Here is a 12903-nt window from a genome sequence, read left to right as displayed (position 1 = left end):
AACGTTATGAAACTTGATCATGCAGCCTTACAGGTGAAAAATATGGATGGCGCGATAGCTTTTTATACCGAAAAATTAGGTTTCGGCTTAAATCATAGGGCCATAAACGAAGATGAGCAGGAGGAATATGCCTTTATTTCGTCTGGAGACGTTAGGATTGAACTGATAAAGGATTTAACTAACAATTATGAACCTGGACCATTGAAAAAACCATACTGCCCACACCTGTGTATGGAAGTTGACGATATGAAAGCGGCCCTTACGAGCCTTGAATTAATGAATATTCAAATTTTAAGAGGTCCGTTAACTATCGAAAATGAAGAAACCTGGGTGTATTTTTCGGACCCCGATCATAATGTACTTGAATATATTCAATGGTATAACAAAAAGTGAGTGGGTTGATGAGGCTGTGAAATACCGTGATACGAGAGATAAAATTTCGCGAAACACTGAAGGGAAAATGACGCGATGACGTTTATGACCAAACTTACGAAGTTTTTGAAACTTCGTAAGTTTTTGCAATCACGTCATTGCTTATAAAGCGATGAAATTACTTCTTCCACTCATTATCTACCAATCGCCAAATCCCTGTTGGGTTAGCATTTTGCAGGGCCAAAGGCAACAAACTATCCGGGCAGTTTTGATAACATACCGGGCGTACCCAGCGTTTTACGGCATTAGTGCCTACCGCGGTAAAGCGGCTATCGGTTGTAGCCGGATAAGGGCCACCGTGTACCATACTGTGGCAAACTTCGACACCCGTTGGTACACCATTAAACAGGATGCGGCCGGCAACAGACGGAAGTAATTGCAGCAGACTTGCATGGCCTGCAAAATCCTCATCGGTACCCATCACCGTTGTGGTTAGCTGACCCGATACTGATTTTAATACTTTGATCAGCTCCTGCTCATCTTTGCAGCTCACCATTAAAGAGTATGGACCAAAAACTTCTTCGTGCAATAAAGGGTTATCCAAAAATGTTTCGCCGCTAACCAAAGCAACGGTTGGCAGGGCCTCAATATCACTGGTCGCGGTGGCCGATTGTTGTATCACTTTTACACCATCCTGCTCAAGGGCGGCATGGCTCTTTTTTTGGTATGCCGAATGGATACCGGCATGCAGCATTTTTGCAGGCTGCACGGCCTCAATACCTTTGCCCAGGCCATCCAGGAAGCTGTAAAGCCCGTCGCTTTCGATGGCTATCATCAGGCCGGGATTGGTGCAAAACTGGCCCATACCCAAGGTAATGGAACCGGCATATTGTGCGGCAAGGTTAGCCGCGTTTTTATTTAATGTATCGGGTAAAAATATAACCGGGTTTATGCTGCCCATCTCAGAAAATACCGGGATAGGGTTTTTGCGTTGCGAGGAATAATCATATAAAGCTTTGCCGCCTACGGTTGAGCCGGTAAAGCCCACGGCTGCTGTATCCGGTGCCTGAACTAAAGCCTTACCGCTCTCGAACGAAGTGCCATGCACATGCTGAAAAACAAACTGCGGCATATTGCTGCCTGCAATAGCTTTTTTGATGGCGCTGTATACCATTTCGGATGTTTCGGCATGTGCAGGGTGTGCTTTTACTACTACCGGGCAGCCTGCTGCCAAAGCGCTTGCGGTATCGCCACCCGCGGTTGAATAAGCGAAGGGGAAATTACTGGCGCCAAAAACAACCACCGGCCCCAGCGGGATCAACATTTTGCGTAGATCGGGTTTGGGGAGCGGAGCCCTGTCGGGGATGGCGGTATCGATACTTGCTTCTACCCAGCTGCCTTCGCGCAGCATGGTTGCAAACATGCGCAACTGGCCTGTTGTACGTGCGCGTTCGCCGGCCAGGCGCGGGATTGGCAGGTTAGTTTCTTCGGATGCTTTTTGAAGTAAGGCATCGCCCAAAGCTTCAATTTCGGTGGCGATTGCCTCCAGAAACAGGCTTTTTTCTTCGATGCTTGTTTTTTGGTAAGCCTCAAACGCTGCCTGCGATTGCAGCATTACCTGGTTTATTTCTTCAACGCTCGCTTCTTTAAAGTTATTTGCCATAGCAGATATTTGTTTGGATTAAGAACGGTTTGATCCGTTAATATGTTTAAGCAAATATATCTAAAGTGAGCCGAAAGCTGTGGGTATTTTCTATCTGGTAGTAACAGGATTTTGTCTTTTTTGTAGTCCTTCCAGGTTGTGCCGAACTTGTTTTCGGCTTCATAGCGTGCCGAAACAAGTTCGGCTATGACCTTTCGATCTATGAACAGCCTTTTTTAATTAATATTTAATATATACTTATTTCTGGTAAATTAAAGTTACCTTTAGGAAATTCCATCCCAAGCAAATACCGCATACCTTAAGCGTTGCCATTTTATAATACGGTGATAGTTAAGCTTTAACATAATATCAGCCTTTTACAGGCTGCAGTAACCGTAAAAAAATTCATATGATAGTCGCTAAACAATCCATTGAAACCGAAACCCGCATGTATATGTACGACCTGCTGAACACCGCCAAAGAATTTGGCTTTAAGGGAGAGGACAGCTGGGAGCTGAGCATGGTAACCAATACTGAAAGAATAAAGATCCAGAAAGATTATTATCCAACTATAGCCGCCAAAGTAGGGCCGGAAATTTTGTTGCAGGTGTTTCACACTATCAAAGCACGACTTAACCAGACGTTCCATAAAGAAGAACCCAGGAATGATGGACGTGGCGGGGCTGTAACCGAGGACCTTAATTACCTGGTTGCATTTAACCCTAAAAGACCGAGGACCTAATAAAGCATTACCCCTTTTGTGGTTTTAAAATAACCGATTGCGCTTCCTTTTTAAAATGAGGGGGCGCTTTTTTGTGAAATGAATTTTGCTGCTTTGTTAATGATATATTTGTGCAATGTTTAGTTGTAATTTATAATATGGTAGACAAAGCATTGAGTTTAAACGGCAGGATTTGGTTTGAAACGCCTGATGGTAAGTTATTAGGTCGTGGCCGGGTAGAGCTGCTGGAGCGCATTCAGCAATCGGGTTCATTAAGACAGGCGGCTTTACAAATGAAAATGTCGTACAGGCAGGCCTGGGAAATGATCAGTTATATGAATGAGCATTTTGGGTCGCCGGTGGTTATTTCGCACCGGGGCGGTAAAGGAGGCGGTAGCGCCGAGCTTACCGAAAAAGGCCTTAAAGCTATTGAACAGTTTAAATTGTTTCAGCAAAAGTTCCAGGAGTTTTTAAAAGAAAATAGTTCACTTATCCAGGTCTGATTGATCAAATAAGCGCAATTCCATAAACCGGTAAAACAAATCGGTTTGTTTTTTATTTATCGTTATATAAATAAAAGCATAACGAATTGTATCTTGCAGCCGCATGCATAAAAACTATTACTTATTATTATTGATGTTGTTAGCTTGCAGCTACCTGTTTGCGCAGGGCAGCAAAAAAGCAAAAGATACGGTTGCCAAAAAAAACGATACTGCACAGATAAAAAAGCAGGAGCTTAACGAGGTTGTGGTATCTGCATCACGCATCAGCGAAAGTATTTTACGGTCGCCGATAAGTATCGAAAAAATAACTGCAGCTGATTTTAAACGGTCGGCAGCACCATCATTTTTTGATGCGCTGGAGAATGTAAAAGGTGTGCAACTGATAACCCCGAGCCTTGGTTTCCGGATAATTAACACCCGGGGTTTTGCCAATACCACCAACGTACGCTTTACCCAACTGGTTGATGGGGTTGATAACCAGGCTCCGCATATAGGCGCACCAATTGGCGATGCCATGGGCCCCAGCGACCTGGATATCGAAAGTGTGGAGATCATCCCCGGTACGGCTTCGGCTTTATATGGCCTCAATGCCATTAACGGCCTGGCTAATTTTATCACTAAAGACCCCTTTACCAGCCAGGGGGTCAGCATTCAGCAAAAAACGGGCATCAACCACATTGGCGATTCTGAAACCTCGACCAAATTATTTTCAGAAACCAGTTTTAGGCTGGCGAAAGCGATCTCCAAAAAATTCGCCTTTAAAATAAACGGAACCTATACCACTGGCTACGATTGGATTGCCGATAACCGCACCGACCTGAACGCAGCTGCAAATGCTAAATTAGGCATTCCCGGGGGGCCGGATAATCCTGGCTACGACCCGGTAAATGGTTACGGCAATGAATCATCTGACAGGAAAACGGTTACCCTTGGTGGTAAGCAATACTCCATTGCCCGTACCGGTTATGCCGAAAAGGATGTAACCAGCTACAATTTGCACAACGTGAAAGTTGATGTGGGCCTGGCTTATAAAATAAATGATAACACACGCCTTACCTATACTTATCGCTTTGCCGATTTGGATAACGTTTACCAGCGCGCAAACCGTTTCAGGCTATCGGGCTACATTTTACAGCAACACGCGCTCGAACTAAAAAACAATATTTACCAGGTACGTGCTTATTGGACGAGCGAGAACACGGGCAAATCATACAACCTTCGTTCGGCCGCCGAAAACGAAGATCGTAACTATAAAGATGATAATACCTGGTATGCCGATTTTACCAAAGGCTTTAATACCGCAACAACCGGCGGAGCAACGGTACAGCAGGCTTTGCAACAGGCCCGCCAGCTGGCAGATGCAGGCAGGTACCAACCCGGAACAGCAGCTTTTAAAGCAACGCTTGATAAGTTGGCCGACATCAATAACTGGGATGTTGGTTCGGCCCTGCGGGTAAAGGATGATATGTGGCATGTAGAAGGGCAGGTTGATATCTCCAATGCCATTTCATCAACCTTTAAAAAAGAAACCGGGCTCGATCTGTTAGCCGGCTTCGATCACCGTACCTACATTATTCATCCGGATGGTAACTACTTTATTAATTATGTGAAGGGTAAAGAGTACAGCAATATTGATTACAGCAAAACCGGTGGTTTTGTACAGGTTGCCAAAGAATTTTTTGATCATGAACTAAAACTATCTGCCACCCTGCGCGCCGACAGGAACGATTATTTCAGCCTGAAATTAAACCCACGCTTTACCGCGGTTTATTCGCCTGTACCCGAACAAAATTTCAGGGTGTCGTACCAAAGCGGCTACCGTTTCCCGAGCCTTTTTGAGGCCTTCTCCAATGTAAACAGCGGTGGGGTAAAACGGGTAGGTGGTTTAAGGGTGGTATCGAGCGGGGTTTTTGAAAACTCATATATCCGTACCTCTATCGATGCTTTCCAGGCGGCTGTAAAAAATGATTTCAATGCGGGGAGCACTACCGGCGCGGCCATTGAAAAGGAGAAAGGCCTGCTTAAAAAAAATACTTACACCTATTTGCAGCCCGAGCATATCAATTCGTTTGAGGCAGGCTATAAATCCCTGTTTTTTGAGGGCGATTTAAGTGTGGATGCTGATTTTTACTACAACAGGTATAACAATTTCATCGGGCAGATTGAGATCAACGTACCTAATACCCAAAAACCAGATTCCATCCCGTATTACCTTAACGACAAAACCAAACAAGCCCGCTACCGCGCCTGGACAAACTCGCAGAGTACAGTTTACAACATTGGCGGAAGTTTGGGCTTGCAGTATAAAATATGGCAAAAGTTTATCCTGTCGGGCAATGTATCCTACGCCAAACTACAACGTACTGCCAATGAGGATGCTTTGGAGGATGGCTTTAATACCCCGCAATGGATTACCAATTATTCATTCGGGGGTAACCGGGTAATAGGCAATTTCGGGTTTAATGCTACCTATAAATGGCAAAGTGGTTTTTACTGGCAGTCGTTTTTAGTTAATGGTAATGTGCAGGCTTACGGTACTATTGATGCGCAGGTTAATTACGATTTCATGAAAACCGGGCTTAACGTTAAAATTGGGGCAAGTAATTTAACCAATAAATACTATTACTCGTATTTAGGCGGACCAGCTATAGGCGGTTTCTACTATACTACGCTCACCCTGAATATAAAGTAAAATTGGGTTCATATGTGATTTTTAGGACGCTATCTGTCTTAACTCATTTGAGCCCAATTTTATGCTATCCGGATAGCCTGGGAAGTTTATTATATTAAGTCTGTTAAATAATTTCACATAAATCAATCTGGCCTGAATAATAATCAAAGCATTGACTTTTTGCTTTGTGCATTCTGCTTTTAGCTTTTATTTAACATCAATAACCATCTACTTCCACAATAGCATTAGCAAATGCCTGCGGGGCCTCCTGAGGCACATTGTGACCTATGCCATTTAAGATCTGGTGCGAATATTTGCCCGCGAATTTTTTGGCATAGGAAGTCCCGTCTGCGGCTGTACCGTCAAAATCACTGCTAATGGTAATTGTAGGTACGGTGATGACAGGGCCTTCGGCAAGTTTTTTCTCCAGTTGATCGTATCGGGGATCGCCTTCAGCAAGACTCAGCCGCCAGCGATAATTGTGGATCACGATGTCAACATGATCCGGGTTGTTGAATGATGCTGCAGAGCGATCGAAAGTTGCATCATCGAAATCCCATTTTGGTGACGCATTCTTCCAGATGAGTTTGTTAAAATCGTGGCGGTTGGCATCATAACCCGTGCGACCGCGTTCGGTGGCAAAGTAATACTGGTACCACCAGCCCAGCTCGGCCTTTGGCGGCAATGGCTGTAAATTTTTTATACGATTGACAATAAGGTAGCCACTCACAGCAACAAGCGCCTTGCAGCGTTGGGGCCAAAGTGCTGCCATAATGTTGGCCGTACGCGCTCCCCAGTCAAAACCCGCAATGATTGCTTTTGGGATTTTAAGCGCATCCATTAAAGCGATGATATCGGCAGCAATTACAGATTGCTGGCCGTTTCGAAATGTTTTGTCTGAAAGAAAACGGGTAGTCCCAAAACCCCGCAGATAAGGAATGATCACTCTGTAACCTTTGGCTGCCAGCAAAGGAGCAACATCTGCAAAGCTGTGAATATCATAAGGCCAGCCGTGCAGCAAAATTACAACCGGGCCATTAGCCGGACCGGCTTCGGCATATCCAACATTTAAAACACCTGCATCTATTTGCTTCAGCGTACTAAATGAGGTACTTGCACTGCGTTTAACAACGGTTGTTTCTGCCGTGTTTACCTGGTTGGGTTTTGCGCTGGCAGAACCGAGCATAACAAGCGGACCTGCAGCGATGGCGATGGCCGCGGCCCCCAAAAAGCGGCGGCGATCATATTTGAGTTCTTCTGACATATATTTCTATTTATTCAATTTCCATTAATATTTTATCACTCTTCATGGTTAAAAACAGCCTGCCCGGTAAACACGGTTGGGCTGTTTTTATAAAAGGGGCGGCTTAGATCACGTTAATCTCAACGGCGATGTTGCCCCGTGTAGCTTTAGAATACGGACATGTCTGGTGAGCAGCATCTGCCAGGGCCTGGGCAATTTCACGTTCAATACCCGGCAGGTTTATGTTGAGGCGAGCCTGGAGGGAGTAAGCATCGCCGGTTGAAACCAAATCTACTTCGGTGTCAACAGCCCCATCGGCGGGGAACCTTACGTTCATTTTACCGGCTGCAATTTTCATTGCGCCAATAAACAGGCCGACCAGCCAGCGGCAAGCAGTTGCTCTGGATTGGTGCCGCTGCCCTGGGTGCCGGGAACAGAAAGCTTAATGTCCAAACGGTCATCAGAGCTGCGTGACGAGCCGCCATCGCGGCCACCTGTAGTGTGGGTTTTACCTGTGTATAATACTTTTTCGGTTTGAGTTGTGGCGATTGCTGATGCATCTCCTATTTTGTTATTTTCCATTGTTTTATTTTTAAAATTGTTTTTATTGTTAGTCAAAAGTACTGCTGTATTGCCCTGCGGCCTATCATCAAATGGCTTAAGTTGGCCAGATTGATCCTGAGTTAGACATTTTTAAAGCCGAATTATACATCCTGGTTAGCGTAAAGATTTGAACGCTGTGCAGAGTTCTTGTTCTTCCTTTTTATCGCGCTGATCATCTGGCAATCCTGTGGGTTACTTTCAAAAGGAGCGCTTGCAAGAAACGACATCGACAGTAACGATATCAGGCCGATAATTAACCTGTTTTGCCCGTATTTGCTAAGAGTGTTCATGATGCTTATTATTTTGCTGTACCTGTTGCGGTGTTGAAACTGGCCCGGGTGGCGGCTAAAATTTCGCCGTTGGTTTGGTTTTGTATCAGCCCTAATACTTCCCAGTTTTGAGCGTTGAACTCTTTTGGCAATATGAGGGTGCTACTGCCGGTTCCGGTGGCATCAAGCGCGGCACGCTGTATTTTGCGGACTATTTGTACATGAGAGAGTGTGTGACCGGCGTTTTCACCACGTTCTACTTTACTTTGAGCGGCTTTTTGTACGATTGCCACAAGTAAACTAATATCCTTAAGGCCCTTGCCTGACTGGTATTGTATTATAAGCTTTTCTCCCTCCTGGCGGGCCTGGAGTGCCAGGCTTGCAGAAGGTTTAATTGCCTGTTGATTTGAGATGGCGTTGCGAAGCGCCGGCTCATCCGAGCCTACAAATTCTGCCGTTCCGTTTACAACAACCTGTGGTGTATAAATCTGTGCGCTAAGCCAGTGCCCGTACTGCATTTGCCTTTTCGAAAAATCTGCGCTGCTAAAAATATCTTTCCAGCCCAGGCGATTCCAGTAATCCACATGGTATGCCAGTAAATAAACAGCTTTGCCCTGTGCTTCCTGCTGTATTTTGGCCAGCAGCTCATCTGCAGGCGGGCAGCTTGAACAGCCTTCTGATGTAAACAGCTCCAATACCACGAAACCATTTCCGGCAGTCTTCGCTGTATTTTTTTTAGTCGGGGTCTTATCCTCACCCATAAAGGCCATGACGGATAAGACGCTGATAATAAATCCTGTAGCAATTGCTAACATTCTGATAGATTTCATTTTTCTTTTTGATTTGTACCACAAAACTATTTTGAAAGCGGACGTTCGGTTAGCTCAAACTGGTTGGGTTGGACATAACCCCCGGGGAGCCAGGTAAATCGGACGCTGAAGCGGACAACCATACGTGTCATGAATCCGGCTCAGAAACACGCGGCAAGAGCGACTCAAACAGACCAGGGATGTGCGGCTACAGGGGTATCGGTGTTACAGAGCAATACCATAGCTCAAAATGCCCGCCCCAGGTATAATATTGCCTATTTCGGCTATTTCATGTGCTGAATGACGGTTCCTGTATCTTAATTTAGCGACGGTACCAGGATATTGTATGCTATTTGCATATCTGCAATGTCAACCTGGCTAACAATTATTAAAATGCTACATTTAATCTGCAGTATGAACAAGAAATCATTTAAAATTTCCAATAAAATAATCTGGTTAAGCTCCTTTTTCCTGGGTGTGCTTACCTCGGTACCCAAAATTGCCGAGCATCATTTTAATCCTTACGAGGCACTTGTCGATTCAATCGTAACATTTTTATTCGCGGTTTTTATATGGTATTATAATATTATTACGCTTCCGGCCTATACTTCAAGGGATGTTGCCAATGGTTTTTCCATCACACGGCTAATAAAAGGCTTGTTTTTTGGTATAGTGGTGATGTTTATTTTAGCCTGCATACAGCAATTCCTGCTCTCGCGTTTAAATTTTGGCCCGGTAATGCTCATGTTCGAAGTAAGGGGTATCCTGGTAAACATTATGTTTTATATGTTTTTAAATATGGCGTACCAGAGTTACCAAAACCAGCAGGTAGGTATTGAACTGGAACGAACTAAATCAGATAACCTGGGCGCGCAGTATGAATTGCTTAAGCAGCAGGTAAATCCACACTTTTTGTTTAATAGTTTAAACACTTTAAAATATATGGTTGAGAGCGATGATACACATACGGTAGATTTTATTTTAAAGCTCTCGGATTTTTACAGGTTCACGCTGGAAAGCCGAAAGCAGGACCTGATAAAACTTGCCGAAGAACTGGAAATACTTAATGCCTACGTTTTCCTGCTAAAGGCGCGTTTTGAGGATGGTATCGATCTTTTTATCAATATCAGCCCGGATCATTATCAATCGCTTATACCACCTTTTACGCTGCAGCTCCTGGTGGAGAATGCCATTAAGCACAATGTGGTGTCGTTAGATTATCCGTTGCGTATCAGCCTGTATTCAAACAAAGATTTCCTGGTTGTTGAAAACAGGCTTCAGCTGAAAAGAACCCCCGAGGCTTCTATGGGAATGGGACTCGAAAACATCAACCAGCGCTATATTCATCTTTTAAATAAAAAAATCGAAATCCAGGCCAGCGAAACATTGTTTACCATAAAACTCCCAATCATTCATGAAAATCCTCATTATTGAAGACGAGCTAAAAGCAGCAAAGTCGCTGGCAAACCTGATCTCCAAACTCAGGCCTGCAGCTCAAATCATGGCACAGTTACAAAGCATTGAAGGCGCAGTTAATTATCTGTCACAAAATGAAGAGCCCGACCTTATCTTTATGGATATCCAGCTTTCTGATGGTTTGTGCTTCGAGATATTTAAGGCAGTTAAAATTCATTGCCCCATAGTGTTTTGTACTGCATATGGCGAATACGCAATGGACGCTATTAAGGCCAACGGGATTGACTATTTACTAAAGCCTTTTTCGAAAGAAGAATTACAGGATGCTTTTACGAAGGTGGAAAACTTTAAAAATTTTTTCCAGCAAAATACGCCGCCCGACCTGAACGGGCTATTAAAAATGATTGGCCAGGATGAGGGCAAAAAAAGCTTTTTAGTTTTTAAGCATAATAAATACAGTACTGTACAAACAGATAATATAGCCTTTATCTATATCAGGAATGATTCTGCTACCATCATGACCTTCCAGGAGCAGGAATATGCCATTACGCAATCGCTTGACCAGGTACAGGATCTGTTATCTCCCAAACAATTTTTCAGGCTAAACAGGCAATACCTCGTTAATTTTAGCGCTATTAAGGAAGTTGAACATTATTTTGCCCGGAAGTTATTTGTTAAGCTTGTTATCCCCAGTCCCGATAAGTTATTGATTGGAAAAGAAAAGACAAGCGTTTTTTTAAGCTGGCTCGAAAACAGGTAGCAACAAAAAGGGGATGAATATTACGGCTTAAAGCGAACGGAGCATTTAAATTGCAAAAAACGGGGAGATACCGGCACCGGTGATTTTGTTGTTGTAGTAGCTAACTTTTCGGATTATGGCACACCCGATGCGGGAAATCCAAACGCAGAATACCGCGTAAACAATTGGCCCTTATTGCCTGATGGTAAACATTGGAAAGAAATTTCGCAAGACAGGATGGTGCCGCCGGAATGGGCCGGGCGGGAACCGATTTTTCCCTGGGAAGCGAAGGTCTATGCCATCTCGGCTTAGGGGCTTTAACCGACTCTTGAATACGTCGTTGAAATTTGTACGCTATGTTTGGCGGATATTTACTTTTATTTTTTAGTGCTCACCTCGGTAATGGCCGATCTGCGGGTTGCCGTGTAAACTATGCCATTTACCATTTCGTACCCGGTAGAAACGCTTTGTGAATAGCGTTTTAAAATAATACCGGTATTGTTATCTATTAATATTGATCCGTTAATGCGGCTATTTAAATTACCACCCAAAACAGATGTTTTGTATGTTATTGTAGTTGTGCGGCCGTTTATAGCATAAATTGTATAGTTGGTTTCGGCTAATGGTGTGGTATCTGTCCATGAATATCCCTTTTTTAGCGTTGGGTTTACCGGAAAATTCACCATGAATTGTAAGGTAGTACCTGGCAATAAACGCTCTGGCTGTATCCCGGTGAATGACAACAACGTGTCGTTTACAGTTACTGAACGCTTTAAACGCAATATTTCTCCTTTATTATTCACCGAAACCGATGATGGGGCATTTACCATCTTCTGCAAACCAACCTGGATAGCCGAATTCGGGTCGGCCGGTTTACCCGAACTGTATACCAAATTTTGGTCCATTGCATTTATAGTGTCGATAAGCTTATTTGTTGTAATTATAAAAAAAGCTCCATTTTCAGAAGCATCGGCTACTTTGTAAGTTTTTACAACAATTGAAACCGAACCAACGTGCAGCGTTTGGCTGCCGCGCTGCAACACACAATTTGATTTTGTAATTACCTGTCTTTGAAATTCGTCCCCCGCTTTAAATCTGATCTGCGCACAGGTAACACTGCTGATAAACGTCAACATTATAATTAATATATGTTTTAAACCGCCTGGGGTAGTTTTCATTTTAGTGCTATTGTTATAATGCCTGCTGGTATATTTTGACATTATGCCATGATTACTGTTCCGACTCATAATTAAAGCCGGTTTATTTTATTAATTTAGATTTTACTTTTTTTACGCCTTTACCGCGAGGTTTAATGGCCTTTGATCCTGCCGGTATTACCAGCTTAAAACTTATATTTTCCGGAATGCCGGGTGTTGGCCAGGCAATGAGGACGCCACCAGTGGGCAGTGAAATAGTAAGCGGACTGATCACATCCGGCATTACAGGTATAAGCCCGTTTACAACTGTTGTTTGTTTTGAAGGTTTTGGCTCAGCAGGAAAAGCAGGCAATTCCGGCGATGGCGGAACAGGCAGGTCAGCAATAGGTGAAACCTGTGCGTCCTGGGAAGATTGCTTTGGCAGTGGCGGGGCATCAGGCGCGGAAGGCAATGGAATTTCGGGCAATCCGGCATCAGCATCCAATATAACCGGCTGGCCGGGGGCATTTATTAGCGGTGCTGTTGTGGCAATTGCGGCCAAAACCGGCATTTGAACAGCGGGTGCAGGCGGCAGGGAAATTGCAGGTATATCACTAAGGGTTAGTACAATTTGTTTACCCGACGGAGTATTTCCCTTTTTTATGTTGCGAGGCGCCAAAGGCGGAGGTACGTTCCAATCCGATTGGTTGTTCCTGCTTTGTGCCAATACTTCATTTAAACAACCGGCAACCACTATTAACATCAAAATTAAGATTGGC

At 44.1% G+C, this 12903-nt stretch carries 15 protein-coding genes; 7 read left to right on the top strand and 8 right to left on the bottom strand.

What is annotated here, in order from left to right; translation table 11 throughout:
- Positions 1 to 6: 6 nt before the first annotated feature.
- A complete protein-coding gene (locus tag AC1DO4_RS11510; RefSeq protein WP_477415859.1) occupies positions 7 to 393 on the top strand; it encodes a VOC family protein in 387 nt (128 codons plus the stop codon).
- Positions 394 to 550: 157 nt separating this feature from the next.
- Here the strand turns inward: AC1DO4_RS11510 and AC1DO4_RS11505 are convergent, their stop codons facing one another.
- Positions 551 to 2035: an aldehyde dehydrogenase (NADP(+)) gene (locus AC1DO4_RS11505; RefSeq protein WP_477415857.1), complete on the bottom strand. Its 1485-nt coding sequence runs from the start codon at positions 2033 to 2035 to the stop codon at positions 551 to 553.
- A 388-nt stretch (positions 2036 to 2423) separates the two neighbouring features.
- Here AC1DO4_RS11505 and AC1DO4_RS11500 point away from each other — a divergent pair, with 388 nt between their 5' ends.
- The 3 genes from AC1DO4_RS11500 to AC1DO4_RS11490 all read left to right on the top strand — a co-directional run bounded on the left by AC1DO4_RS11500 (position 2424) and on the right by AC1DO4_RS11490 (position 5930).
- Complete coding sequence (locus tag AC1DO4_RS11500; protein WP_477415855.1) at positions 2424 to 2756, top strand: hypothetical protein; 333 nt, start codon at positions 2424 to 2426, stop codon at positions 2754 to 2756.
- 137 nt (positions 2757 to 2893) lie between these two features.
- Positions 2894 to 3238: a winged helix-turn-helix domain-containing protein gene (locus AC1DO4_RS11495; RefSeq protein WP_477402112.1), complete on the top strand. Its 345-nt coding sequence runs from the start codon at positions 2894 to 2896 to the stop codon at positions 3236 to 3238.
- A gap of 103 nt (positions 3239 to 3341) precedes the next feature.
- Positions 3342 to 5930: a TonB-dependent receptor gene (locus AC1DO4_RS11490; protein ID WP_477415853.1), complete on the top strand. Its 2589-nt coding sequence runs from the start codon at positions 3342 to 3344 to the stop codon at positions 5928 to 5930.
- 196 nt (positions 5931 to 6126) lie between these two features.
- Here the strand turns inward: AC1DO4_RS11490 and AC1DO4_RS11485 are convergent, their stop codons facing one another.
- The 5 genes from AC1DO4_RS11485 to AC1DO4_RS11465 all read right to left on the bottom strand — a co-directional run bounded on the left by AC1DO4_RS11485 (position 6127) and on the right by AC1DO4_RS11465 (position 8854).
- The gene (locus AC1DO4_RS11485; RefSeq protein ID WP_477415851.1) at positions 6127 to 7173 is read right to left on the bottom strand and encodes an alpha/beta fold hydrolase; all 1047 of its coding nucleotides are present in this window, start codon (positions 7171 to 7173) and stop codon (positions 6127 to 6129) included.
- A gap of 103 nt (positions 7174 to 7276) precedes the next feature.
- Positions 7277 to 7510, bottom strand: a complete 234-nt coding sequence (locus AC1DO4_RS11480) for an OsmC family protein (protein WP_477415849.1) — start codon at positions 7508 to 7510, stop codon at positions 7277 to 7279.
- Positions 7507 to 7734, bottom strand: coding sequence for an OsmC family protein (locus AC1DO4_RS11475; protein WP_477415847.1), 228 nt, complete (start codon positions 7732 to 7734; stop codon positions 7507 to 7509). Before AC1DO4_RS11475 ends, AC1DO4_RS11480 begins: the two co-directional genes overlap by 4 nt.
- 122 nt (positions 7735 to 7856) lie before the next feature.
- A complete protein-coding gene (locus tag AC1DO4_RS11470; RefSeq protein WP_477415845.1) occupies positions 7857 to 8045 on the bottom strand; it encodes a hypothetical protein in 189 nt (62 codons plus the stop codon).
- Between the two features lie 8 nt (positions 8046 to 8053).
- Positions 8054 to 8854, bottom strand: a complete 801-nt coding sequence (locus tag AC1DO4_RS11465) for a DUF1223 domain-containing protein (protein WP_477415843.1) — start codon at positions 8852 to 8854, stop codon at positions 8054 to 8056.
- Between the two features lie 129 nt (positions 8855 to 8983).
- Between AC1DO4_RS11465 and AC1DO4_RS11460 the strand changes: the two genes are divergently transcribed.
- From AC1DO4_RS11460 to AC1DO4_RS11450, 3 genes are all read left to right on the top strand, one after another.
- Positions 8984 to 9133, top strand: coding sequence for a hypothetical protein (locus AC1DO4_RS11460; protein ID WP_477415841.1), 150 nt, complete (start codon positions 8984 to 8986; stop codon positions 9131 to 9133).
- Positions 9134 to 9247: 114 nt separating this feature from the next.
- A complete protein-coding gene (locus tag AC1DO4_RS11455; RefSeq protein ID WP_477415839.1) occupies positions 9248 to 10267 on the top strand; it encodes a sensor histidine kinase in 1020 nt (339 codons plus the stop codon).
- Positions 10248 to 11009, top strand: a complete 762-nt coding sequence (locus AC1DO4_RS11450; protein ID WP_477415837.1) for a LytR/AlgR family response regulator transcription factor — start codon at positions 10248 to 10250, stop codon at positions 11007 to 11009. The genes AC1DO4_RS11455 and AC1DO4_RS11450 overlap by 20 nt, the downstream gene beginning before the upstream one ends.
- 356 nt (positions 11010 to 11365) lie before the next feature.
- On the opposite strand, the gene AC1DO4_RS11445 is transcribed toward AC1DO4_RS11450, so the two are convergent.
- Positions 11366 to 12166 (bottom strand): hypothetical protein, encoded by an 801-nt coding sequence (locus AC1DO4_RS11445; protein ID WP_477415835.1) that lies wholly within the window; start codon positions 12164 to 12166, stop codon positions 11366 to 11368.
- A gap of 82 nt (positions 12167 to 12248) precedes the next feature.
- The gene (locus tag AC1DO4_RS11440; RefSeq protein WP_477415833.1) at positions 12249 to 12887 is read right to left on the bottom strand and encodes a hypothetical protein; all 639 of its coding nucleotides are present in this window, start codon (positions 12885 to 12887) and stop codon (positions 12249 to 12251) included.
- Between the last annotated feature and the right edge of the window lie 16 nt (positions 12888 to 12903).

The sequence above is a fragment of the Mucilaginibacter sp. P5_A6 genome (assembly GCF_056400585.1).
The sequence above is the reverse complement of the archived record's forward strand: the minus strand, read 5'-3'. Positions and strand labels throughout refer to the sequence as shown.